At 59.4% G+C, this 23,774-nt stretch carries 22 protein-coding genes; 10 read left to right on the forward strand and 12 right to left on the reverse strand.

Annotated features, from left to right (window positions below; translation table 11 throughout):
* The 5 genes from AGR1_RS13295 (at position 1) to AGR1_RS13315 (ending at position 5,891) form a co-directional block, all read left to right on the forward strand.
* Entirely contained in the window at positions 1-999 is a 999-nt protein-coding gene (locus tag AGR1_RS13295; protein ID WP_080792567.1) for an ABC transporter permease, read from the forward strand.
* Complete coding sequence (locus AGR1_RS13300; protein ID WP_149147098.1) at positions 996-2,171, forward strand: ABC transporter permease; 1,176 nt, start codon at positions 996-998, stop codon at positions 2,169-2,171. The genes AGR1_RS13295 and AGR1_RS13300 overlap by 4 nt, the downstream gene beginning before the upstream one ends.
* 72 nt (positions 2,172-2,243) lie before the next feature.
* Positions 2,244-3,452 (forward strand): glycosyltransferase family protein, encoded by a 1,209-nt coding sequence (locus AGR1_RS13305; protein ID WP_149147099.1) that lies wholly within the window; start codon positions 2,244-2,246, stop codon positions 3,450-3,452.
* A gap of 43 nt (positions 3,453-3,495) precedes the next feature.
* Positions 3,496-4,743, forward strand: a complete 1,248-nt coding sequence (locus AGR1_RS13310; protein WP_187772136.1) for a glycosyltransferase — start codon at positions 3,496-3,498, stop codon at positions 4,741-4,743.
* The gene (locus AGR1_RS13315) at positions 4,740-5,891 is read left to right on the forward strand and encodes a glycosyltransferase family protein (protein ID WP_149147100.1); all 1,152 of its coding nucleotides are present in this window, start codon (positions 4,740-4,742) and stop codon (positions 5,889-5,891) included. The genes AGR1_RS13310 and AGR1_RS13315 overlap by 4 nt, the downstream gene beginning before the upstream one ends.
* On the opposite strand, the gene AGR1_RS13320 is transcribed toward AGR1_RS13315, so the two are convergent.
* The 6 genes from AGR1_RS13320 to AGR1_RS13345 form a co-directional block, all read right to left on the reverse strand.
* Positions 5,857-6,597, reverse strand: a complete 741-nt coding sequence (locus AGR1_RS13320) for a copper homeostasis protein CutC (protein ID WP_149147101.1) — start codon at positions 6,595-6,597, stop codon at positions 5,857-5,859. The two genes, AGR1_RS13315 and AGR1_RS13320, sit on opposite strands and share 35 nt — an antisense overlap.
* Before the next feature lie 26 nt (positions 6,598-6,623).
* Positions 6,624-7,829: an MFS transporter gene (locus AGR1_RS13325; RefSeq protein WP_149147102.1), complete on the reverse strand. Its 1,206-nt coding sequence runs from the start codon at positions 7,827-7,829 to the stop codon at positions 6,624-6,626.
* Between the two features lie 61 nt (positions 7,830-7,890).
* Positions 7,891-9,324 (reverse strand): M81 family metallopeptidase, encoded by a 1,434-nt coding sequence (locus AGR1_RS13330; protein ID WP_149147103.1) that lies wholly within the window; start codon positions 9,322-9,324, stop codon positions 7,891-7,893.
* A gap of 12 nt (positions 9,325-9,336) precedes the next feature.
* Positions 9,337-11,256: a beta-N-acetylhexosaminidase gene (locus AGR1_RS13335; protein ID WP_080792547.1), complete on the reverse strand. Its 1,920-nt coding sequence runs from the start codon at positions 11,254-11,256 to the stop codon at positions 9,337-9,339.
* Positions 11,257-11,300: 44 nt separating this feature from the next.
* Positions 11,301-12,083 carry an SDR family oxidoreductase gene (locus tag AGR1_RS13340; protein ID WP_080792545.1) on the reverse strand — a complete coding sequence of 261 codons (783 nt, stop codon included), beginning with the start codon at positions 12,081-12,083 and terminating at the stop codon, positions 11,301-11,303.
* A gap of 82 nt (positions 12,084-12,165) precedes the next feature.
* Positions 12,166-13,029, reverse strand: a complete 864-nt coding sequence (locus tag AGR1_RS13345) for a MurR/RpiR family transcriptional regulator (RefSeq protein WP_080792542.1) — start codon at positions 13,027-13,029, stop codon at positions 12,166-12,168.
* A 243-nt stretch (positions 13,030-13,272) separates the two neighbouring features.
* Here AGR1_RS13345 and AGR1_RS13350 point away from each other — a divergent pair, with 243 nt between their 5' ends.
* Positions 13,273-13,758, forward strand: a complete 486-nt coding sequence (locus AGR1_RS13350; RefSeq protein ID WP_080792539.1) for a hypothetical protein — start codon at positions 13,273-13,275, stop codon at positions 13,756-13,758.
* A gap of 152 nt (positions 13,759-13,910) precedes the next feature.
* On the opposite strand, the gene ugpC is transcribed toward AGR1_RS13350, so the two are convergent.
* The 6 genes from ugpC to AGR1_RS29580 all read right to left on the reverse strand — a co-directional run bounded on the left by ugpC (position 13,911) and on the right by AGR1_RS29580 (position 19,713).
* A complete protein-coding gene (gene ugpC / locus AGR1_RS13355) occupies positions 13,911-15,023 on the reverse strand; it encodes a sn-glycerol-3-phosphate ABC transporter ATP-binding protein UgpC (protein WP_080792536.1) in 1,113 nt (370 codons plus the stop codon).
* 188 nt (positions 15,024-15,211) lie between these two features.
* Positions 15,212-16,444 carry an ABC transporter substrate-binding protein gene (locus AGR1_RS13360; protein ID WP_077985536.1) on the reverse strand — a complete coding sequence of 411 codons (1,233 nt, stop codon included), beginning with the start codon at positions 16,442-16,444 and terminating at the stop codon, positions 15,212-15,214.
* A gap of 38 nt (positions 16,445-16,482) precedes the next feature.
* Positions 16,483-17,340, reverse strand: a complete 858-nt coding sequence (locus tag AGR1_RS13365) for a carbohydrate ABC transporter permease (protein WP_077985535.1) — start codon at positions 17,338-17,340, stop codon at positions 16,483-16,485.
* Positions 17,337-18,221: a sugar ABC transporter permease gene (locus AGR1_RS13370; RefSeq protein WP_077985534.1), complete on the reverse strand. Its 885-nt coding sequence runs from the start codon at positions 18,219-18,221 to the stop codon at positions 17,337-17,339. The genes AGR1_RS13365 and AGR1_RS13370 overlap by 4 nt, the downstream gene beginning before the upstream one ends.
* 12 nt (positions 18,222-18,233) lie before the next feature.
* The gene (locus AGR1_RS13375; RefSeq protein WP_080792533.1) at positions 18,234-19,415 is read right to left on the reverse strand and encodes a Gfo/Idh/MocA family oxidoreductase; all 1,182 of its coding nucleotides are present in this window, start codon (positions 19,413-19,415) and stop codon (positions 18,234-18,236) included.
* 151 nt (positions 19,416-19,566) lie between these two features.
* Positions 19,567-19,713, reverse strand: a complete 147-nt coding sequence (locus AGR1_RS29580) for a hypothetical protein (RefSeq protein ID WP_162927489.1) — start codon at positions 19,711-19,713, stop codon at positions 19,567-19,569.
* A gap of 153 nt (positions 19,714-19,866) precedes the next feature.
* Here AGR1_RS29580 and AGR1_RS13380 point away from each other — a divergent pair, with 153 nt between their 5' ends.
* Genes AGR1_RS13380 through AGR1_RS13395 form a run of 4 tightly spaced genes read left to right on the forward strand, consistent with a single transcriptional unit; the run spans position 19,867 to position 23,769 of the window.
* The gene (locus AGR1_RS13380) at positions 19,867-20,619 is read left to right on the forward strand and encodes a GntR family transcriptional regulator (RefSeq protein WP_080792531.1); all 753 of its coding nucleotides are present in this window, start codon (positions 19,867-19,869) and stop codon (positions 20,617-20,619) included.
* Between the two features lie 28 nt (positions 20,620-20,647).
* The gene (locus AGR1_RS13385; RefSeq protein ID WP_149147104.1) at positions 20,648-21,670 is read left to right on the forward strand and encodes an SIS domain-containing protein; all 1,023 of its coding nucleotides are present in this window, start codon (positions 20,648-20,650) and stop codon (positions 21,668-21,670) included.
* Positions 21,667-22,839 (forward strand): N-acetylglucosamine-6-phosphate deacetylase, encoded by a 1,173-nt coding sequence (gene nagA / locus AGR1_RS13390; protein ID WP_149147105.1) that lies wholly within the window; start codon positions 21,667-21,669, stop codon positions 22,837-22,839. The genes AGR1_RS13385 and nagA overlap by 4 nt, the downstream gene beginning before the upstream one ends.
* A gap of 3 nt (positions 22,840-22,842) precedes the next feature.
* Positions 22,843-23,769 (forward strand): ROK family protein, encoded by a 927-nt coding sequence (locus tag AGR1_RS13395; protein WP_149147106.1) that lies wholly within the window; start codon positions 22,843-22,845, stop codon positions 23,767-23,769.
* Positions 23,770-23,774 lie beyond the last annotated feature (5 nt).

Raw genomic sequence — 23,774 nt, forward strand, 5'->3', positions numbered from 1 at the left:
ATGCTGCGGTATATTTTAAAGCGCGTCCTCGTGATGATCCCCACGCTGATCCTGATCTCGATGCTGGTTTTCACCATCATCGAGCTACCGCCGGGCGATTATTTCGAAAGCTATGTCGCCGAGCTGCGCGCCATGGGCGAGACGGCGAATCTTGCCGAAATCGAGGAACTGCGTGTGCGCTACGGTTTCGACCAGCCAGCCCCGATCCGTTATTTCCGCTGGGCGACAGGCATGCTGGTTGGGGACTTCGGTTATTCCTTCGAATATCAGCTGCCGGTCAGCGATGTGGTGGGAGACCGCCTGTGGCTGACGGTGCTCGTCTCCTTCGTCACCATCATCGTCACCTGGCTTATCGCCTTCCCGATCGGCATCTACTCCGCCACCCATAAATACAGCTGGGGCGATTATGGCCTGACCTTCCTCGGCCTGCTCGGCATCGCCATTCCCAACTTCATGCTGGCGCTGATCCTGATGTATTTCGCCAATATCTGGTTCGGCATCTCCATCGGCCATCTGATGGACCGGGAATATCTGAACCAGGCTATGAGCTGGGCGAAGTTCAAATCGATCCTTGAACACATCTGGATTCCCGTCCTCATCATCGGAACAGCGGGCACCGCCGGCATGATCCGTCGTCTGCGCGCCAATCTGCTCGATGAATTGCAGAAGCAATATGTGGTCACCGCCCGCGCCAAGGGGCTGCACCCCTTCAAGGTGCTGACCAAGTATCCGCTGCGCATGGCGCTGAATTTCTTCATCTCGGACATCGGATCGATCCTGCCCGCCATCATCTCCGGCGCGGAAATTACCGCCGTCGTCCTGTCGCTCGAAACCACGGGGCCCATGCTCATCAGGGCGTTGCAGAGCCAGGACATGTATCTGGCCGGTTCGTTCCTGATGTTCCTCGCATTCCTGACGGTGATCGGCGTTCTGGTATCGGATATCGCCCTTGCCATACTTGACCCGCGAATCCGCTTCGGAGGTGGCAACGTCAAATGACTTCATCCATTCCGAACCCCGGCGAGGCGCTGCCCCATTACGTTTCAACCGCGCCCTTCGACCCTTCGCTGATCGAACCCAACACATCTGGAATGGCCGCCTTCAGCAAGGCCTCGCAGCTGCGCCTCATGTGGTGGCAGTTCCGTCAGCACAAGATCGCCGTGTGGTCCGGCGTCTTTCTGGTGGTGCTTTATCTTTCGATCCTGATCTGCGAGTTTCTGGCGCCCTATAATCTCCACACCCGCAATATTGAAAATATCTACGCCCCTCCGCAGGCCATTCACCTGTTCAATGATGGAAAATTTGTCGGCCCCTTCGTTTACGGTCGGGAAATGACGCTCGACATGGACAATCTGAGACGGATCTATCGGAACGTCCCGACGGATATCCAGCCGCTGCGTTTCTTCTGCAAAGGCGATACCTATCGCTTCTGGGGCATGTTCGAGGGCAGAACCCATCTCGTCTGCCCGGCGGAGGGTGGTGAATTGTTCCTGCTCGGCACGGATCGTCTCGGGCGTGACGTGCTGTCGCGCATCATCTATGGTGCGCGCATTTCGCTGACCATCGGCCTTCTCGGCGTCGCCATGAGCTTCGTTCTCGGCATTGTGATCGGCGGTCTGGCGGGCTATCGCGGCGGCACGTTTGACCTGATCGTCCAGCGCATCATCGAGGTTCTGCAATCCATCCCGAGCATTCCGCTGTGGCTGGCGCTTGCCGCGATCATGCCGGTGACCTGGAGCCCCATCCTCGTCTATCTCGGCATCACCATCATTCTCGGCATGCTGGACTGGACGGGCCTTGCACGCGCCGTGCGCTCGAAACTTCTGGCGCTTCGCGAAGAAGACTATGTTTTGTCTGCACAATTAATGGGTGCCGGCACGCCGCGCATCATCGGCAGACACCTCATTCCCGGCTTCATGTCACACTTGATCGCATCGGCCACTCTGACGATACCCGGCATGATTCTCGGCGAGACCGCACTGAGCTTCCTCGGCCTCGGTCTCAGACCACCGATCACAAGTTGGGGAATTCTGCTCACGGAGGCGCGCAGCGTCAGCGTCATTGCGCTATATCCATGGCTTCTCATCCCGACGATCCCGGTCGTTCTCGTCATTCTGGCCTTTAATTTCTTCGGTGACGGACTACGTGATGCTGCGGATCCCTTCAGATAAAATGGAACACCCTTTGATAAACTGCCCTTCCGCCATCGCCTTTTTTGTGAAAGGCAAAAAGAGGTGTGGCCCATGACCTCCCGTTTGAACGACGCGCGTATCCTCATGTACAGCCACGATTCCTTCGGGCTCGGGCATCTGCGGCGGTGTCGCACCATCGCGCATGCTCTGGTGGAGGATTATCGCGGCCTCAACGTCCTCATCATTTCCGGCGCGACGATTGCCGGTGCTTTCGATTACCGCGCCCGCGTCGATTTCGTGAAAATCCCTAGCGTCATCAAGCTGCGCAACGGCGAATACACGTCCATGGACAGGCATATCGATCTTCAGGAAACACTGAAGATGCGTCGCTCCATCATCTACCACACCGCCGAAAGCTTCCAGCCGGATATCTTCATCGTCGACAAGGAGCCCATGGGCCTGCGCGGCGAGGTGGAGGAAACACTCGCCTATCTCAAGGGACAGGGCAGCAAGCTCGTCATCGGCCTGCGCGACGTCATGGATGCGCCGCAGCTGCTCGAGGCGGAGTGGAAGCGCAATAATGTCATGACAAAGATCGGCCAGTTCTATGACCACGTCTGGATTTATGGCCCGCCCGATTTCCACGATCCGCTGACGGGGCTCGACGTTCCGGACACCGTTCGCGACAAGATGGATTTCGTCGGGTTTCTGCAAAGGTCCAAGACCCAGGCCGAAACCGTATCGCATCGGCCGGATGGCGATTATCTTCTCGTCACCACGGGCGGGGGCGGCGATGGCAGCGAATTGATCGACGACGTCATCAACGCGTATCGCCATGATAGCGAACTGACACACAAGGCGCTGGTGGTGCTCGGCCCCTATATGCCGGCGGATCAACGCCAGCGCTTCATGAGCAGTGTTGCCGACATTCCACATATCGAAATCATCGAATTCGACAACCGCATGGAAGATCTCGTTGCCGGCGCGCAGGCCGTCGTCTCCATGGGCGGATACAACACCGTCTGCGAGATATTGTCCTTCGACAAACCCGCCCTCGTCGTACCGCGCACGGTGCCGCGCGAAGAGCAGCTTATCCGCGCCAGCCGCGCCTCGGAGCTTGGTCTTTTCGACATGCTTCTGCCGGAAGATGCCGAAAACCCGGCAAAAATGGCGGCGGCTCTGAAAGCCCTGCCGCACCGCGCGCCGCCCTCCGTCAATGCGTGCGGGCTGAAGCTGGACGGTCTTGAAAACATATCGCGCCGGATAGCCGAATGGCTGCCACCCGAAAGCGATAAGGCGCCGATTACGCTCTCCGCGTGACCGGTTCCGCGACAAACACCGCTTCAAAAGAGACACGCGCAACGTGACCGATACAAAAAAAATCGTGGTGCTCCTCAAGGGCTATCCGCGCCTGTCCGAGACTTTCATCGCCCAGGAACTTCTGGGGCTGGAGAAGGCCGGGCTGAAGCTCGAACTCATGTCGATGCGCCGTCCGACGGATAAAAAGCGCCACCCCGTTCACGATGAAATCCGCGCGCCCGTTACCTATTTGCCGGAGTATTTGCACGAGGAACCGCTGCGCGTTCTGAGGGCGCTATGGGCCTGCCGCAAAAAGCCGGGCTTCACCAAAGCGCTTCGCCGCTTTTTCAGCGACCTGCCGCATGACCTCAGCCGCAACCGCTTCCGCCGTTTCGGGCAGGCCGCGGTGCTCGCACATGAATGGCCGGACGATGCCGAATGGCTGCACGTTCACTTCATCCACACGCCCGCCTCGGTCGCTGCTTATACCCATCTGATGACAGGCACGCCCTGGACGATCTCGGCGCACGCGAAGGACATCTGGACCTCGAACGACCGCGACCTTGCCGCCAAGCTGCAAAGCGCACGCTGGGCCGTGACCTGCACCGCCGGCGGTTTTCAGCATCTGCAGACCCTTTCCGGGGCCAAGAAGAATGTGCATCTGAGCTATCACGGGCTGGATCTTACCCGCTTCCCGCATTTCGAGACACCGCGTCCGGTAAGGGACGGATCGAACGCCGATGATCCGGTGAGGATTTTGAGCGTCGGTCGGGCGGTCAAGAAAAAGGGCATCGATATTCTCCTGCGTGCGCTCGCCTCGCTGCCGCAGGATATGCATTGGCGCTTCACCCATATCGGCGGCGGCGATGAACTGGCCGCCCTGAAGAAACTCGCAGACGAACTCGGCGTCGCCGATAAGATCGTCTGGACCGGGGCCATGGACCAGAAACAGGTGCTGGAGAACTATCGCGAAGCGGACCTCTTCGCTCTAGCCTGCCGCATCACCAGCGATGGCGACCGCGACGGCCTGCCAAATGTGCTGGTCGAGGCCGCGAGCCAGGCGCTGACCTGCATCTCCACCAATATTTCCGGGATACCGGAGTTTTTCGTCAGCGGTCAAAACGGCCTGCTGACGGAACCGGAAAATCCGGCTGCTTTCGCAGAGGCGCTGCGCATGGCCATCACCGATCCGCAATTGCGCCAGCGTCTTGGCAGCGCCGCCGAAAACCGTGTGCGCACCGCCTTCGACCATCGCACCAGCATTGTCGAGCTGAAGGCCCTGTTCGAGAAAGAGTGGGAAACAACGCCATGACCGATACGGAAAAACGCCCCTGCGTTTTCTTCTACGTCCAGCACCTTCTCGGCATCGGCCATATCGCCCGCGCCAGCCGCATTGCCAACGCCCTTCAGGCGAACGGTTTCGATGTCGTGCTGGTCACGGGCGGCACGCCTGTTCCGGGCTTTCCGGGCGAGGGTATCCGCCATGTCGAATTGCCGCCCATCGCCGTCAGCGACGGCAGCTTTGCTGGCCTGGTCGACAGTTCCGGAAAACCGGTGGACGACGACTTCAGGAGGCTTAGGACCGATATGCTGATCGGCGCCTATCACGGTGCCAAACCCGATATCGTCATCATCGAGGCTTTTCCTTTCGGCCGCAGGCAGGTACGCTTCGAATTGTTGCCGCTTCTCGATGAGATCGAGGATAGCGAACCGCGCCCGCTCGTGATGACATCACTGCGTGATATCCTGCAGGAAAAGACCAAGCCCGGCAGGGACGAAGAGACCGTGTCTCTGGTGAAGAAACATTTCGACGCGGTGCTCGTCCATGGCGATCCGGATTTCGCCCGGCTGGAAGACACCTTTCCACTTGCTGGCGAAATCAGCCAGCGCATCGTCTATACCGGCCTCGTCGCTCCCCTTCCGCCGCCGGAACCGGCGGAAAAATTCGAAATCGTAGTTTCAGCGGGCGGCGGCGCAGTCGGCGCCACACTCATACGGGCTGCTTTGGAGGCCGCCCCTCTGCTTGATGGCATCAAGAACTGGTGCCTCGTGACCGGTCCCAACATGCCGCAGGCGGACTTCGATGCAATCTCGGCGCAGGCGGCCGGCAATGTGTCCGTCTTCCGTTTCCGCAAGGATTTCGCAAGTTTGCTCGCCGGCGCGCGGCTTTCAATTTCACAGGCCGGTTACAACACCGTCTGCGATATTCTTCAGGCTAAATGCCGCTCGCTTCTCATCCCCTTCGCAGCGGGGGGCGAAACCGAACAGAGCGCCCGTGCCGAACGGTTGGCGCGGCTGGGGCTGGCGCATGTGCTGGAGGAAAAGGATATTTCGGCGCAAGCGATGGCCGATGCCATCAAGACGGCATTGTCCCTACCGGCGCCCGGCACGATCACGCTCGATCTCGATGGCGCGGCCGAAACGGCTAGAGCGCTGCGCCGCCTTTATGATGAGCGGTGAGGATCGTCTTCAACTCTCGAACCGCCGCCTCATCGGTAACCTTGCGCCCTGCGCCGGTGAAACCGAGCTTCGCCACCCTGCTGTCCGGATCATAGGATGGAACGGCGGAACAGGATGCGTGGATTTCCGTTATCGGAAAGCGATCCAGCAATGTCTGAACGCTCTGCGGACGCACCCCGGCGCCGGGCATGATGACGATCCGGCTTGCCGCCGTCTCGGACAGGTGGGCCAGAGCCTCAATCCCTTCAAGCGCCGAACGCGCCCCGCCTGAGGTGAGAATTCTTGAGAACCCCAATGCGATGGCCCCTTCCAGCGCCTCTTCCATGTCAGGCACGACATCGAAAGCTCGGTGCAGGGTCACATCCAGCCCGTCGGCATGACGACGCAGTTCTTCAAGCAAACTAACATCAAGCGAACCATCGCCACGCGACGCGCCGAGCACCACGCCGGAAAGGCCGGCGGCACGCGCCGCGTCGATATCGCGTTTCATCACATCCGCTTCGTCGCGCGTGAAGACGAAATCACCGGCGCGCGGCCTGATCATGACGCTCACCGGCAACCCGCAGGACGCCGCACGCTGCATGAAACCCGCCGATGGCGTCACACCGCCGCCGGAAAGAGCCGCGCAAAGTTCGATGCGATCGGCCCCGCCGCTGACTGCCGCTTCCAGACCGGCGACATCGTCCACGCAAATTTCGAGAATCATCGTAACCTCTTTCATTTGAGTGGCCGTTACCTGCGGCGGCCCTTTCCATCAAGCGCGTAAAGCATATAAACGCCGCCCAGCCCCACGATTGCCCCCAATATGGAAGTCCCCGAATAGCTGGAAACCAGGGTTCCAACGGCAAAAATCAACGCACCCAGACCGGCACCGAGGAAGATATTGACGGCGATCAGCGAGCTTCCGAGTCCCGGCCGGTCCGCGATCAGTTCCTGCAAGTAGGTAATTGGAATGCTGATGATCGCGGCGGCGCCCAGCGCACTGATGACCGTTTGGGCGTAGATATGCCACGGCGCTGAAGCAAGCCCCTGCAGAATGAGATAGATGGCGTAAAGCCCCGCTCCCGTCGCAAGTGTCAGCGTCTGCGGAACCTTCTTCTCGATCCAGCCCCACAGGAGAATGAAGACGATTTCCAGCGCAGCGACGATACCCGCAACAATGCCGATATCCGCCACCGTGCCCTTTGCCTGTCCGGTTATGATGAGCGAGCGCACGGAATCATTGAGATGCAGCATCGAGCAGATGAGCGCGATGGCGATGATCCGGAGCAGCACCCGCCGCGATCCGATTTCCGCAAGCGAGGCGCGCAGGCCAAACCGCGCTTCAGTATTTGCCGATGCCGGCGTGGCGGCCCGCGGCAGGCAGAAGGCGACAAGCAGAAAGCAGACAAGCGCACAGATGCCCGAAAACAGGAACGCCATCAGCATATTGCCGGAATTCACCAGAAAAACACCGACAATGCCCGGCACCAGCACCCAGGAAAGCGAGATGGTTGCCCGCATGATCGAATTCACCGCGATCATTTCACCCGTCGAAAGGTTGCGCGCATCGGCGCGCACATGGGCGAAGATCAACGAATTCATCGCTCCGAAAATCGGCAGAAGCACAAGCTTCGCGGCAACGAAGGCGGTAGCGTTGCCGGCCAGATAGACCAGCAGATAACCGCTGACGCCGAAGAGCGCGATATAGAGCATTGGCTTGCGATATTCACCCAGCCTGTCTGCGACGATGCCCATCAACACGCTGGCGCTGACATTGATGACGGCAGCAAACAGCATCAGCAGCGAATAGACGCTGTTGCTCAGCCCGATTTCGCGAATACCGATGACCGCCTGATAGGGGGCGGTCGCCGCATTCGAAAACCCGAAGAACAGGATGGTGAGCGCCCCGATACGGATCGACGGATTGTTGATGACGATGGAAAGAGCCGACGGCATGGATATTCGCCTGAGATGATCCGGCACCGCCGGATCGCTGGGTAAAGCTACCGAACCGCTGTCATCGCCAGCGGGCCGAAAGGATGGGCTGAGGGGTATAATCGAAATGCGGCTTCCATGGGTAAAAATCGCCGTCCCGGCGGCGATTGGGAAGATTTTCGATATCCTGATTGATGACCCCTTCCGTCAGCGCCATGAGGTTGGGATTGGCGATAGGCGCAAGCTCCGGCGAAAGATAACCGGACTTGACGACCAGCAACCGCACCTCCTTTGGATTAAAGCCGAGACGGGTGAAATCAGAAATCATGTGATAAGGCCTGCGCCGCGCCGCCAGAATGACCATGATGCCGCCGATGGCGACCACAGCCTGCCGCTGATCCGCAGCACCTGGATCGTCCAGTTTCACAACGCGGGCCTCGACGGTCACGGACGGGCTCTGCGGATCGAGACTGCCGCCGATCTTCAGGGAAAGGCTCGCACCTTCGCCGGCCGCAAAACAGGCTTCGACCGCCGGCCTGTCGGTGATGCCGCCCAGCAGCGCACCCTGCCAGTTGCGCGCAATCAGCGCGGCCAGAACATCGGCGCGATCGCCAACCCCACCACCGGTCGGGTTGTCGCCGGAGTCGGCAAGAATGATCGGTCGGCTGGTCGTCTTTTCCGCAATATCCATGATGGCGTCGAGCGGCTCCGTCACAGGCCCGAAACGAAAATCCTGCCGGGCATTCCAGTAGGATTGCGCAATCTCGGCCGCAACCGCCTGTGCGGCCGCTTTGTCCGTTCCCGTCACCACGGCGCAGGCCGTCGCCCGGGGTTCGTCCGCCCAGACGTAGCCAATCATGAAATTCGCATCCCATATGCCGGACCGCGCATCGTAATCAGGCAGCACGGCATAGAGGCTTTTGGCGGGCTCATCCTCCGTGGAGGTTTTTTCACCCGGCAGCAGAACAGGGATTTTCGCCCAGGTCACGCCGGGTCTTTCTCCCGACTTCAGAGCCTTGAGCAACATCGTCCATGCCCGCACCATCGTCTCGCGCACGTCGATATGCGGCGCGGTTCGGTAGCCGGCAAAGATATCCAACTGATCGATAATCGTCTGGCTGACATTGCCATGCAAATCATAGCTGGCGGAAACGATCACATCCGGCCCGACCACGGCACGGGCACTGGAAATCCAGTCCCTTTCCGCATCGTCCATGCCTTCGACATTCATCGCGCCGTGCATGGCGAGATAAAGCCCGTCCAGCGGCAACAACGCCTTCAGGCGTTCGAGGAACTCCCGCTTGAAAGCGTCATAGGCCACGCGTGACACCGGACCACCCGGCACCGCCCGCGCATGCAGAAGCGGCAACACGTCCGCCTCTCCTTCACCGAGGAAATTGAAATACTCGGCCTCCAGCAGTTCCGCGCCGCGAAAGACGCGAAAATCCTGCTCGCCCATCAGCACCGGGGAATAGGTGCTGCATTCGGTATGAATTCCACCAACGGCAATACGCATCTCGCCTACCCCTCAATAAACCGGGTTCAACGGGACGATGGCGGAGAAGCGCAGCCAGTCCTTCTGCGCTTTCGGTGTCCACGCCGCCTCGGCAATGGCCGGCAATCTGGGAAAGACCAGATGGTTGAAATAGGCGCGGTTGAGGAAATGTTCAGACCAGATGCAGGCCTGAACGCCCTTCATCCGCTCCTTCAATTCATCCGGGAAATCGCCGACCGCCTCATAAGCGTAGGTATGCGAAGGCGGAACCGTACCCGCCCAGCTGGCGCCCGGCTCCTGCCAGGCTTCATCCTGCACCATGTCGAGATAATAGGCCTGACCCGGTGTCATCACTACGTCATAACCCTGCTTTGCCAGCTCAAGCCCCACTTCCGGCTTCTGCCATGCCATCAGCAAGGTTCCCGAGGGATCGACACCGCCACCATGGGAAACCTCGTCCCAGCCGGCAAGCTGGCGGCCGCGTTCATGCAGCATCCCCTGAATACGTTTCATGAAATAGGACTGGATGCCGAAGGTGCCATCCAGCCCCTCCTTTTCCATCAGCGCCTTGGCAAGCGGCGAGGCCAGCCACGACCCATCCGCAACCTCATCGCCGCCAATATGGATCAGCCGCGACGGGAACAGCTCCACCATCTCGTCGAATATCTTGCCGAGGAATTCATAAGTCGGCTCGATGGCAGGGTTGAGCGCATTGTTCGGATATCCCTGCACAGAGCGGTAGCTGTCCGGCGCCTCCTGCCCATCCGTTAGCTCCGGATAGGCCACGAGAGCCGCCGTGCTGTGGCCCGGAATATCGACTTCCGGCACGATTTCGACGTTCAATGCCGCCGCATGCGCGACGACCATGCGCACCTCATCCTGCGTGTAATAACCCGACACCGGCTCAGCCCCGTTACCGAGCTGCGGCAGAAGCGGCGCATCCGGGCCGCGTGTGGCGCCGACGGTGGTCAGCAGCGGATAGGCCTTGATTTCGAGCCGCCATGCCTCGTCATCCGTCAGGTGCCAATGGAAGCGGTTCATGCGCAGCCATGCGAGAATATCGATAAGCCGCAGGACATCGCCTGTCGGATAGAATTGCCGCGAAACATCCAGATGGCAGCCGCGCCAGCTGTAACGCGGCGCATCGCCGATGGTGCCGGAGACCGGGAAGCGGAATTGGGGATCGACGCGCGCGCCATGCAGCAGCTGCGCCAGAACCGTCAGACCATATTGCAGACCGGCAGCGGCCGAATATTCCACAACCACCGCTTCTTTGGAAAAGCTGAGGCGATAACCTTCCGCCTCCAGCCCGCTATGCCGCTTGAAGCAAAGCGGTTTTCCCTCATGAACCGGCGCAAGGCTGAAAGGCACGTGGCCGACGGCAAAAAGCCTGCGGAACAGCGACAGCACGGTTTCCACCGCAAGAACTTCTTCGGCGCCCGCATCTTCCGCAGGGAAGAGCGCGACGGGAAAACCCTCGCCCGGTTCTGCATCGATTTCAGCGGGCCATGGCTGGATCGAAAAGGGCAGATCGAGCTTGCCCTCCGGGAGCAGCGCCGGCGCTGGCTCGCTGTGGCGTCCATCCAGCATCAGGTCACCGACATCAACGGCGCGATGTGTGCCATCGGCAAGACTGATATAGGCGGATTTCGCGCCGTCGGTGCGATGCCTTGCAGGTCGCAGCAGGCCATCGACGGTGAAGCGCCAGGATTTGCCCGGCTCCAGTACAAAGCCCGGCGGCGGTGCAAATTCATGGAAATTGGCGTTGCGGCGCAGATAGACGGCATTGCCGCATACCGGCTTGTCCACCGTCCGCGTCAGCGACGTATAGACGATGCGGAAGTCCTTCAGCGGCGCGCCGGACAGATTGACGAGGGTAAAGGTGAAGCCGCCGGATGCGGACTCTGCGAGCGGATGCCAAGAATTTTCAAGACGATATTGTGCGAGCGCCATGATGCTCCCCTGTATTGCGCATTGAACCCGTCGGAGGGCTTTGGTCAGTAATGTTCGGATTGCGAAAATGTCCGGGCCAGCGGCGCCTGCCCTGCCGTGAGACCACAATCGACCGGCAAACACACGCCGCTGATGGCGACGGCCCGCGGGCCGGCCAGAAAGGCGACGGCGTTGGCCACGTCTTCAGGTTTCACGATGCGCTGCAGCGGATACCAATGCTTTGCCTCTTCGAAGACCTGAGGATTAGCGGCGGCCCGCGCCTCCCACGCCTGCGTGCGCACGGTGCCGGGTGCCACGGCGTTGGCACGAATGCCGAATTTGCCGTATTCGACGGCGATCAGCTTGGTCAGATGGATCAGCCCGGCCTTTGCCGCGCTATAGGCCGGATGCCCGAAGACCGCCATGCCATTGACGGAGGTGATATTAACCACGGACCCCTGGGTTTTCTTCAACGCCTCTTCGAAAGCCCTGAAGCAGAGGAACGGCGCTTCCAGATTGAGCGCATTGTCCTTGCGCCATATATCGGCGGTCGTGTCATGCAAGCTGACCGCCCTTGCGGCGCCCGCATTGTTGACGAGGGTTACAACATCGCCCAGCTCCGCGACCTCGGCGGCCAGCCTTGCAAGGTCCTGTGGGTCGGTGACATCGCAGGTTTTCGCAACGAAGCGGGGATCGGAAAGCAGCGATAGCGCGCTCGAAAGGGCGCCGGGGTCGATATCCACCAACACGACCTTTGCATGGCTTTCAGCGAGCGCCGCGGCAATCGCCCGGCCAATATCACCTGCCGCGCCGGTAACGACGGCGAGCTGGTCTTTCCTGTCCTTCATCTCCTGAAACTCCCTTGAAACTTTCCGACCCGCCACAAAACGGATCTCAGGCAAAGCAGCCTATGTTTTTCGTCAGCCCGCCTCAGTCACCGAGCAATTGCTTGTCATCCGGGTCGCGATGTTCCACGAGCTGCTGCTTGATGTGACGTAACGTCACCATCGATCGTTGCCGTTGATGATAGGCAGCAAGCGTCGCCAGAACATCGACGGCGGCCAGATAGGCGTAGCGCGATGAGGTGGGGCGGAAGATATTGTTTCCCTCGGGCACATTGACAGCCACCACCATGTCTGCGGCCGCAGCGACTGGCGTGTCGCTCTGGGTGAGCGCAATGGTAGTTACCCCCATTTCCCGCGCCAGCCTGAAACACTTCACCAGTTCCATGTTGCGGCCGGAAAAGGACGAGCCGATGACGACATCTTCCTTGCGCGCAGCGGCGGTCATCATCAGCTGCATGCTGTGATCGGCGCTGGTCGAAACGCGCAACCCCAGACGAAACAACCGGTTCTGGATTTCCGAAGCGATCATCGAGGAATTGCCGCCCGCGCCGAAGGCATAGATCATGCCGCTATTGGCGATCCTGATCGCCGCTTCATCGGCAAGGGCTGGATCGAGCGTCCTGTGCAGCAGGAAAAGCGCTTCCTGCGCCTTGGCGAGCACTTCTTCCGCAACATCCGAGGGTCCCGTGCTGGAGGGTTCGGAGGTGAGATATCGGATACCCACATAGGCCGTCTTGGCGAGGCTGACCTTGAAATCCGAAAAGCTCTGGCACCCCAGCCGACGGCAGAACCGCGTCACGGTCGGCGGAGACACTTCGGCGCGGGCCGCCAGCTCGATGATCGAGGCATTGACGGCGAATTCGAAGTCCGAAACCAGAATATCGGCAATCCGTCGCTCAGACTGCGAGAATTGTCCCCTGTCTTCCTGTATTCTTGCAAAAATATCCATGTTCACCGGTCTCCGTTCCGCCAAAACTTAAGGCTTGGCCCCGTTTCCGATGCACCCTAAGAAAGCGCGCCCGTCAACCGCATAGATGCATGACTCTAGGATGTTTCGTCTTGCTGACGACACCACGCACACCTTTGATTTGAAAATTATTTTCTTTGTTGATTGAGAGATGAGCATATGCCAACAATCAACACCAGAGAAATCTCCAAATCTTGAAAATAATTTCAACAATGGACCAAAACCATGCGTGATCCCTTCAAAAACCCTTTTCCCGGAACAGACATCGCCCGCCATTCCATCTGGGAGATGCTGGTAACGCGTGACATCGATGCGTTCCTTGCCGCCGACTGGTCGAAGGTCGCGAATGACTTCGTCGAGGACGGCTTTCTCGGCATCAACGCCAACCGGGATGCGAACCCAAACAATTGGCGCCTGTCCTTCCCTTCGCTCAGCGCCTATCGCGACGAGTGGCTGCGGCAGGCGCAGGATTTTCAAACCCAGCAATTCGCAGAGGACCCGCGCGATGCGATCTTTGCGACCACCACGCTGGAAGAAATCGAAGTGGAAGGTGAGACCGCGCTGGTGCGCAAGAAGTTCGACGGTGGGCTTCGCAAGGCCGATGGCAGCTTCGACGTCATGAAATGGCAGACGCTCTATTATTGCCGGCTGCATCAGGGACGCTGGAAGATCAGCGGTTTCACCGGCTACATGCCCAACCCCATGCCGTGATGCAGAAGACATCTTGACAAGCTTTGCATGCCGGGTCGCGAGCCCGGCTTTATTTTTTCGTCTGGAAAGAGCAGGAGAATGCTGCCGGAGACGGATCGCGTCAGGAACAGCCGGGCATGGAAAAACAGATAACATGGCCCGGCTCCTGCGCCTTATTGGATCAGCTTGAGGACTGAAAGATCGACGCGCCGCTCCAGCGCAATACCGCTTTCGTCAAACAGATGGCAATCCGATGCCTTGATACCGGTGACGATGGGCTCATCCACGACCACAGGTGCGGAGCCGGAAAGCAGCGCGCAATAATTCTCACCCGTCGGCGCGACACCATAAGCAATGGTATTGACCCCGAGCCGCTCGATCACGCTGGGTGCGACCGTGACATTGAGGTCGGCCGGTTCGAGACCGGTATGTTCCGGGCGGATGCCGAGCGTCAGCTGCGCGCCTTCAAGACCGGCACGGGGCTCCACCGGCACGGTGATCGTCTGGCCCTCATAGTCCACAGTCACACCCTCGGCGCTGACGGATTTGCAGGTGACCTTCAGGAAATTCATTTTCGGGTTGCCGATGAATCCTGCCACGAAGAGATTAGCCGGCTTGTGATAAAGCTCGAGCGGCGCGCCGACCTGGGCGATTTCGCCGGCATTCAGCACCACGATACGGTCGGCCATGGTCATGGCTTCCACCTGGTCGTGGGTGACATAGATCATCGTCGCCTTCAGCGTCCGGTGAAGATTGGTGAGTTCGATGCGCATGTCAGCGCGAAGGGCAGCGTCGAGGTTGGAAAGCGGCTCATCGAACAGAAATATTTTCGGCTCGCGAACGATAGCGCGGCCGATCGCCACGCGCTGGCGCTGGCCGCCGGACAACATGCCGGGGCGCTGCTGCAGACGCTGGTCGAGCTGGAGGATTTTGGCCACACCCTCGACCTTCTGCTTGATCTTGTCCTCTTCCATCTTCTCGACGCGCAGCGGAAAAGCAATGTTTTCAAACACCGTCATGTGCGGATATAGCGCATAGGACTGGAACACCATGGCGATGCCGCGCTTGACCGGCGGCAAGTCATTGACCTTTACGCCATTGATGACGACGTCGCCGCCGGAAATATCCTCAAGACCGGCGATCATGCGCAGCAATGTCGACTTTCCGCATCCCGAAGGACCAACAAAAACGACGAACTCGCCATCCCTGATGTCGAGCTGAACGCCCTTGATGACTTCGAAATGTCCATAGTTCTTGCGGACGTTGTTGAGATAAAGCTGACCCAAGACTTGCCTCTCCCGGCAGCGGCCGACATCAGGCCGCGTTCAGAGATGTTCCGAAACAGGGGCAAAGCCACACCGGATCGGAACCGTTGAAAAACAGGGGAAAGAGCATCCCGGAAGACGCAAGGCATTCCCTCGGCGAAACTTGCCGGATGCGGACGGCCCCCGCCCGCATCCGTGCTCATGAAAGATTATTTATACTGCTCGAGAGCCGAAGCCGCTTTCTTCGCGGCATCTTCCGGTGTTGCCTGGCCCGTGACGACAGACTGCACCATCTCGATCATCGTGTCCTGGAAACCCTTGTAGTCCGTGAAGAGCGGCTCGGGACCGCCATAGGCGATACCGTCGATCAGCGGCTTCCAGAAGGGATCCTTGGCGATGAATTCATCGACCTTCGGCGACGGACGCAGCGGGGTGAGGCCGGCGCCGCCCTGCAATTCGTATTCACCCTGCGGACCAGGCGAGGTGATGAATTTGGCGAATTCGGTCGCCTTTTCTTCCACGCCCGTTCCCTTGAAGATCGCAAGGCTATCAGTGATGAGCAGCGTGCCGGGACCCTTGGCTTCCGGGCCGAGCGGCAAGGTCGCGATGCCCCAGTTGATCTTGGTTTCCTGCAGGCGCGTGGCCGCACCAGAACCGGCCTGGATCATGCCAACCTTGCCGTCGAGGAAGATGGCGCGAATTTCGTTCTGCTCATAGGCAGTCGGGCCTTCGACGGAATAGGGCGTAATGTCCTTGTAGGCTTTCAATGCCTCGACAACCTGCGGGCTGTCGACCGTGATCTTGTCGCCGTCGATCACCTTGCCATTATTGGTATAAACCCAGTGCATGAACTGGTGCATGGTGTTGTCAAAGGTCTTCGCGGACAGACCGTAACCGGCAACGCCGGTCTTTTCCTTGATCTGCTTGGCGAAGGCGATTTCTTCGGCCCAGGTCTTCGGCGGCGTTTCAGGATCGAGACCTGCCTGCTTGAACAGGTCCTTGTTCCAGTAGAGCGCCTTGGTCGAGAAGGCGACCGGCACGCCCCACTGCGTGTCTTCGAAAGTGACCGTATCGACGATGTTGGGGTAATAGCTTTTCTTTTCGTCTTCCGTCATCGGCACCGGAACGATGAGATCGTTCTGCGCGAACTGCTTCAGCGTGCGCGAACCGACATAGGCCATGGCGACCGGCGTGCCGGCAGCGGCGAGCGTGGTCGCCTTATCCTGGCACTGGGCCCAGCCGACGACTTCCGGCACGACCTTCCAGCCCTCGTTTTTGCCTTCCCATTCCTTGATGTACTTCTCATGAATGGGGTCCATCTTGTCGCCGCAATAGATCCAGCTGATCTCCTTGTCGGCGGCGTGCGCCGTCACCGTCGTAAGGGCAGTGGAACCGGCGAATGCGAAAGCGCAGAGCGCCAATCCGTAATGTTTCAGTGCCATAGGTAGTCTCCCGTTTTGGTGGTCGTTCCGATTGTTGATTATTTCACCGCGCCGGCGGTAAGGCCGCTGACGAGATATCGTTGCATGAAGAAGATCACGACCATTGCCGGCGCAATGCCGACGAAGCTGGCCGCCATCAACTCATTCCAGATGACTTCCTGACGACCGAAATAAGCGAAGAGGCCGATGGGCAGCGGCATATATTCGGTCTTGGAATTGAAGGTGAGCGCGAAGATGAACTGCTGGGCATAGGCGCCGATGAAGGTGGTGATGGAAACCACTGCGATGCCCGGCATCGCCAGCGGCAGGATCACCCGGCGGAAGGTATAGAAATAGCTCGCACCGTCCACATAGGCCGCTTCTTCCAGTTCCCGCGGGATACGCAGCATATAGGTGCGCAAAAGCCAGATGGCGGTGGGGATCAGGAAGGCCGCGCCGGGAATGATCATTGCCAGATAGGTGTTCAGCACACCCATGTTGCGCATCAGCCGGAAAAGCGGGATCAGAAGCACGGCGCCCGAGAACATGTTGATCGCGAGAAACGCGCCAAGCAATTGCCCGCGTCCGCGAAACTTGAAACGGGCGAAAGCATAGGAGGCCGGCACCACCAGAATAAGGACAATGATGGTCGAAATGGTGGAGATGAAGAAGGAGTTGAAAACGTAGCGGGCAAAACCGGGAACGCTGACCCACATGGTCCGATAGGCCTCGAAGGAACCGTTTTCCGGCCAGAACGTGTAGGGCGATGAGAAAAGCAGACTGAGCGGCTTCAGCGAAACCAGAAATCCTTCCACGAAGGGCGCCAGCACGAAAGTCAGGAATACGGCGATTCCGCAATAAATCCCGACGATTTCATACCATCTGTAGCGGTTGATCATCGCATTCTTGTCGGTCATCGGCTGGCCTCCTGCGAGATGCGGCTGGTGATGCGGAAGTAGAAATAGGTAAAGATCGACAGGAAGATGCAGATCAGCACGGCGCGCGCAGCACCTTCACCGTATTTGTAAGAGCCGATCGCCGTCTTGTACGTGTCGATGATCATGGTCGTGGTCTGGCCAGTCGGACCGCCCTGCGTCAGGATCCAGATGATATCGAAGGAATTGAAAGTCGAAATCAGCGAGATCATCGACATAGTAATCATCGCGGGCAGCATCAGCGGCAACGTGATGCGGCGGAAGCGGTAGAGGCGGCTTGCCCCGTCTGTCCACGCGGCCTCGTAGAGGTCCTGCGGGATGGCCTGAATGGCGGCCAGCAGATAGAGCGTGACCATCGGCACACCGATCCAGACGTCGGTGATGATCGTTGCCCAGAAGGCCGTATTGCCGTAGGCGAGGAACGCGACCGGCCCATCCACCAGACCGATGTTCTGGAGCACGCCGGAAATCATGCCGAACTGGCCGTTATACATCCAGCCCCACATGAAGATGCCGATAGCCATCGGCACGATCCATGGCGGCATGGTCAGGAGACGGAACAGCGCCCGGCCAGGCACGGCCGAATTCAGCAGAACCGCACCCAATGTGCCGATAATCATCTTTATCGAGACGGAAAAGAACGTCCAGATGAAGGTCCGCGTGATGACATCGGCAAAAGTCGCGTTGAAAATCTTCTCGTAGTTGATGAAACCGACCCAGTTCGTCGTTTTTCTAAGCGACGCATCGGTAAAGGACAGGATGAAGGTATCGACGAGCGGATAAGCAACGATAACCGTGATGTATAAAAGCGCCGGCAGAAGAAGAAGCCAGGCAAAGACGACCGCGCTGCGTTTCGCATCCATCGCGCCGCCCCCTCAAGCCGATTTCACGGCGGGGGATTTCAGCTGACCGTGCAGTGCAAGATCGTACTCCTCCCATACCGGCTTGAGATCGATCACCTTGCGGCCATGGCGCGCTTCGTCCATGGCAAGCGCCAGAATGCCGGCCTCGATCGCGTCGAGCGCGGAAACCGGCAAGGGCGCACCCTTGACGATATGGGCGATGACATCCTCAGCCATCTGCTCGTCCGCACCATAATGCTGTGAGAGCGCGGTTGCCGCCGAATAAGTCTTGGCTACGGTTTTTTCATTGGTCCGGGCATTGTGCACGTTCAGGAAGCCGCGCACGAAATCGCCCTCTGCCATGCCCTTGGCGCCGATGACGCAGAAACGGCGGAAATCGTCGGGAACGTTGAGATTGGTATGGAAGGCAAGCGATGCGCCGTTCTCATATTCGACGATGGCCGTCTGGTAATCGATGATGTCGCCGTCGCTGTCAAAAACCTTGTCGGACCCCATCCAGCCGCTCGGCTTGCGATGGTAGACCTCCATATCGTTGATGCCGTCATTCTGCGGCGCGTTTGCCGGCGTGAAGCTCTTGCGTCCGCCAAAGCTCGACACGAAACGCGGCCGCGCACCGACCACGCCATTATAGAGATCGAGGTCGTGGCAGCATTTTTCCAGCATGAACGAGCCGGAGTAATTTTCGTAACGTCGCCAGTCGCGCATGAAGAATGCGCCGTGATAGGGCGGGATATGCTCCGAGGCCTCGATGGAAACGACATCGCCCAGCTTGCCTTCCGCCTGTGCGGCGCGCAGATCGCGGTAGAGCGGGGAATAACGCAAAACGAGACCAACGAGCAGCCGCTCGTGACCATGCTTGTTGAGCAACCGGGCAAGCTCGAGGCTTTCCTCGATGCTGACGACGATGGGTTTTTCCGAGAAGATGGTGCAGCCGGCCTCAAGCCCGATACGGATATGCTCCAGATGCATGTGGTTCGGCGAGCCGATCATCAAGAGATCGAATTTTTCGTTTGCGATCAACGCCTCGGGACTATCGTAAGTCTTGCCGGCCGAAATGCCCTTTTCCTGCAGGCCCGGCAGGCCCGCCGGCGCGGGATCGACATAACCGACGATCTCGAAATCCTTGTCGATCTCATGAAAAACGTAGCCCAGATAACCGAGACGGAATCCGAGTCCGATAATTCCCACCTTCATGAACTTTGTTCCCTGTTCATTCGTAATTCATTTTCGCAGACGCGACCATTTCTCTGCTGGTCGTCCAGTTATCTGCGATAATTTCTTGCCACGATGAAATTAATTTTCACAACGGTCAAGCTAAATTCGATTTCGCAAACGCTGCCGCAAGTCAGAAACCGATTTTTCCGGCGCGACGGGTACGAAACGGATCGCCGCCGACCACCGACGCAAAAAACAATACCAAAAAAATGCCAATCGTCCAGAGCAATTCCGTTATCGGGAAAATTTTTTTGGTTAATGCGAAAATATCAAGCATCTAGCCTTATTATTTGGCAAAAAATCGAAAAAACCACCGAGTAATCGTACAAATCCAGCAATGGTTCTATTTTGGTATTGCCGATTGCGTGGCATATGATATAGCCAGAGCCGGCCATATCGCCGACCACATGGATCGTGACAGAGGTTATGGATGAACGGGGCAGCGCTTAATCTGGACGACCTGCAATCAGGCGGCGGCCCGCTTTACCTGAAGCTGCGCCAGACGATTGAAGACGCCATCAATGGCGGCCGCCTGAAGCACGGCGACGCCTTGCCACCGGAGCGGGATATCGCCGAAAGCGCCTGCGTCAGCCGCGTCACGGTGCGCAAGGCGGTGGACGATCTCGTCCGCGACGGTCTTCTCGTTCGCCGGCACGGCTCGGGTACTTTCGTCGTCAAGCCCATCACCCGCATGCAGCAGCCCCTGACCAAACTCACCTCGTTCACCGAGGACATGCGCCGGCGCGGAATGACGGCGAGTACCCGCTGGCTGGACAGGGGCCTGTTTCACCCGACCGGAGACGAGATGATGACGCTCGGCCTTTCCCAATCGGCCATGGTGGCCCGGCTCACGCGCCTGCGGCTTGCCAATGACCAGCCTATCGCGCTCGAAATCACTAGCCTGCCGGGCGATATTCTGCCTGACCCGCAACTGGTGGAAAACTCGCTTTATCTGGAGCTTGAGAAAAACGGCATTCGCCCGGTGCGCGCCATTCAGCGTATCTCCGCCCGTAACCTCACCGATGAGGAAACATTGCTGCTTGGGGTTCCACCGGGCTCGGCAGCGCTTTCCGTTCAGCGAATGGCCTATCTGGAAAGCGGGCGCCTCATGGAAATATCCCGCGCGCTGTACCGCAGCGACGCCTATGACCTCGTCGCCGAACTGACGATGGGGCCCGAGTGACAAATCTCTTGATCAAGGACACGAAACGATGACAACCCTGATGCGCCAGGAAATCGATGAGATTCCCGATGCAGTCGCTCGCCTGCTGGACAATGCCAATGCCGACTTCCGCGAAGCCGGAGGCAGGCTGAAGGCCCGTGACCCGGCCGTTATCGTCACCATTGCACGCGGCTCCTCCGACCACGCCGCGCATTTTTTGAAATATGCGATCGAATTGCAGACCGGGCTTCCGGTCGCGTCGCTCGGCCCCTCCCTCGCTTCGATCTACCAGACGAAGCTGCGGCTGGACCGGGCAGCGGCCTTCGCCGTCTCGCAATCGGGTAAAAGCCCTGACATCGTCGCTCTGTCGGAAAGCGCCCGCAAGGGCGGCGCGCTCACCTTTTCACTTGTCAACACCCTGCCCTCCCCGCTCGGGGAAGCAGCCAATCACGCCATCAATATTCAGGCGGGCCCCGAAAAAGCGGTGGCCGCAACCAAATCCTTCGTCAACTCCATCGTCGCCGGCCTCGCGATCCTTGCCGAATGGACGGAAGACCGCCTGCTTGCCAAGGCCGTCAGCGCCCTGCCGCAGAATTTCGCCAAGGCGGTCGCGCTCGACTGGAGCCAAATCGGCGAGGCGGTCCAAGGTGAAGAATCGCTTTACATGCTGGGCCGCGGTCCCGCCCTCGCCATCGCAGCGGAAGCCGCGTTGAAATGCAAGGAAACCTGCGAGCTCCACGCAGAGGCCTATTCGTCGGCGGAAGTCATGCACGGCCCCGTTTCACTGGTCGCACCGAAATTTCCCGTCATCGCCTTTGCCGCACGTGACCGCGCCGAAACCTCGGTGACGGATATCGCGGCCGGCCTCGCCGGCAAGGGCGCAAGTGTTTTTGTCACCTCCGCAAAGGGCAACCCGGCGAAGTCCCTGCCTTTCGTGGAAACCAATCATCCGCTGACTGACGCCCTGTTGCTGATCGCACCGTTTTACGGCTTCATCGAGCAATTGTCGCGTGCCCGCGGCTTCAACCCGGATGCGCCGGTGGCGTTGAAAAAGGTGACCGAAACCCAATGAGCAGCAGCAAGGCATTTGTCGGCGCCCGTATTTTCGATGGCGTCGCGTGGCACGAAGGCAAAGCGCTCGTGACCGGTGATGGCCACGTTGCCGACATCGTCGACCGCGTATCCGTGCCCGCAAACGCCGACATCTTCGACGCGGAAGGACTGTTCATTGCGCCGGGCTTCATCGACTTGCAGGTCAACGGCGGCGGCGGCGTGATGTTCAACAACGAGCCGGATGTGGAAGGCATTGCCCGCATCTGCTCGGCCCATGCGCAATTCGGCACTACGGCGCTGATGGTCACCCTCATAACAGACAGACCGGATATCACAGCCAAAGCCGCCGAAGCCGGCATCGCCGCGCACGAAGCAGGGGTGCCCGGCTTTCTCGGCCTGCATTTCGAAGGGCCGCATCTTTCTGTCGCACGCAAGGGCACCCATGACCCGGCGCTGATCCGAAAGATGGAAACGGCCGATCTTGCTGTTCTGACGGGCTGCAAGGCGAAGCTTCCTTTTGTGCTGACAACCATCGCCCCGGAAAACGTAACCGCGACGCAGGTCACAGCGCTGCACAAAGCCGGCATCGTTGTCAGCCTCGGCCATACCGATGTGGGCCTCAGCGTCGCGACGGCCTATGCCGAGGCCGGCGCATCCATGGTGACACATCTCTTCAACGCCATGAGCCCGCTCGGCCATCGCGAGCCGGGACTGGTGGGCGCGGCACTTTCGAACGGCAAGCTGGATTGCGGGCTGATCGCCGATGGTTTCCATGTCGATCCCGCAGCGATCGGCATTGCGCTTCGCGCCAAGACTAGTCCCGGCCGCATTTTCCTCGTCACTGACGCCATGTCCACCATCGGCACGCATGATGACGGCTTCGAACTGAACGGCAGGCGCGTCTATCGCAACGGCGGCAGGTTGACGCTGGCCGACGGCACGCTGGCGGGGGCGGATATCGATATGCTTTCCTGCATCCGTTTCATGCATGAAAAGCTGGCGACACCGCTGGAAGAGGCCTTGAGAATGGCGTCTGCTTATCCCGCCGAGGCGGTCGGCGCTTCCGGCAAGGGTAAGCTCCTGCCCGGCTTCGATGCGGATTTCGTCATGCTGACACCCGACCTTCAGATGCATTCGACATGGATCGGCGCAGAAAAAATCCACGATGCCACCCGTTCCGGAGCCTGAATCATGATCGTTTGTTTCGATATAGGCGGAACGACCATCAAGGGCGCGGTTGCCTACGCTCCCGACGATATTCGGCCCGTGCCGCGCATCCCGACGCCCAAGACCAGTTTCGAAGACTTCGCCGCCGGCCTGAAATCCATCATCGACAATAGCGGCGGCACACCCGCCTGTGTGTCGCTGTCGATTGCCGGCGTCATCGACCCCGACACCGGCAAGGCCACTGTCGCCAATATTCAGAGCATCCATGGCAGGGTCTTGAAGGACGAGCTGGAAAAGGCGCTGAACCTTCCCGTCATCGTGTCGAACGATGCGGATTGCTTCGTGATCGCTGAATCGGAAATCGGTTCCGGACGGGGTCATCGCGTGGTCTTCGGCGTCATCCTCGGAACGGGTGTCGGCGGCGGGCTGGTGATCGACGGCAAGCTCATCAACAGCCACGGCGGTTTCGCCGGCGAATGGGGCCATGGGCCGGTGGCCGCGACATTGGCCGGAAATCCGCCGGTTTCGCTGCCGCGTTTCGAATGCGGTTGCGGGCTTACCGGCTGCATCGACGCAATCGGCAGCGCCCGTGGCATGGAAAAACTGCATTCGCATCTTCACCGGCAGGCGATGACCAGCGAGGACATCATTGCGGCCTGGCAGGCGGGCGATGCGAACGCCGCAAGAACCATCGATGTCCTTGTCGATATTCTCGCCTCGCCTCTGGCAATGGTGATCAACGTTACCGGCGCAACCATCGTGCCGGTCGGCGGCGGGCTTTCGAATTCGAAGGCGCTTCTCGCCGCTCTGGACGAGGTTGTAAGGAGCCGCATTCTGAGGCGCTTCGACCGCCCGCTGGTCGTGCCCGCCATCTGCCGCATCGAGCCGGGGCTGATCGGATCCGCCGTTATCGGGCTGAAACATGAGAAAGAAGCCGAAGGCACTGCCTGAGCGGC

Origin of the sequence: Agrobacterium sp. B1(2019) (genome assembly GCF_008274755.1) — a bacterium.
In the GTDB taxonomy this organism is placed as follows: domain Bacteria; phylum Pseudomonadota; class Alphaproteobacteria; order Rhizobiales; family Rhizobiaceae; genus Agrobacterium; species Agrobacterium salinitolerans.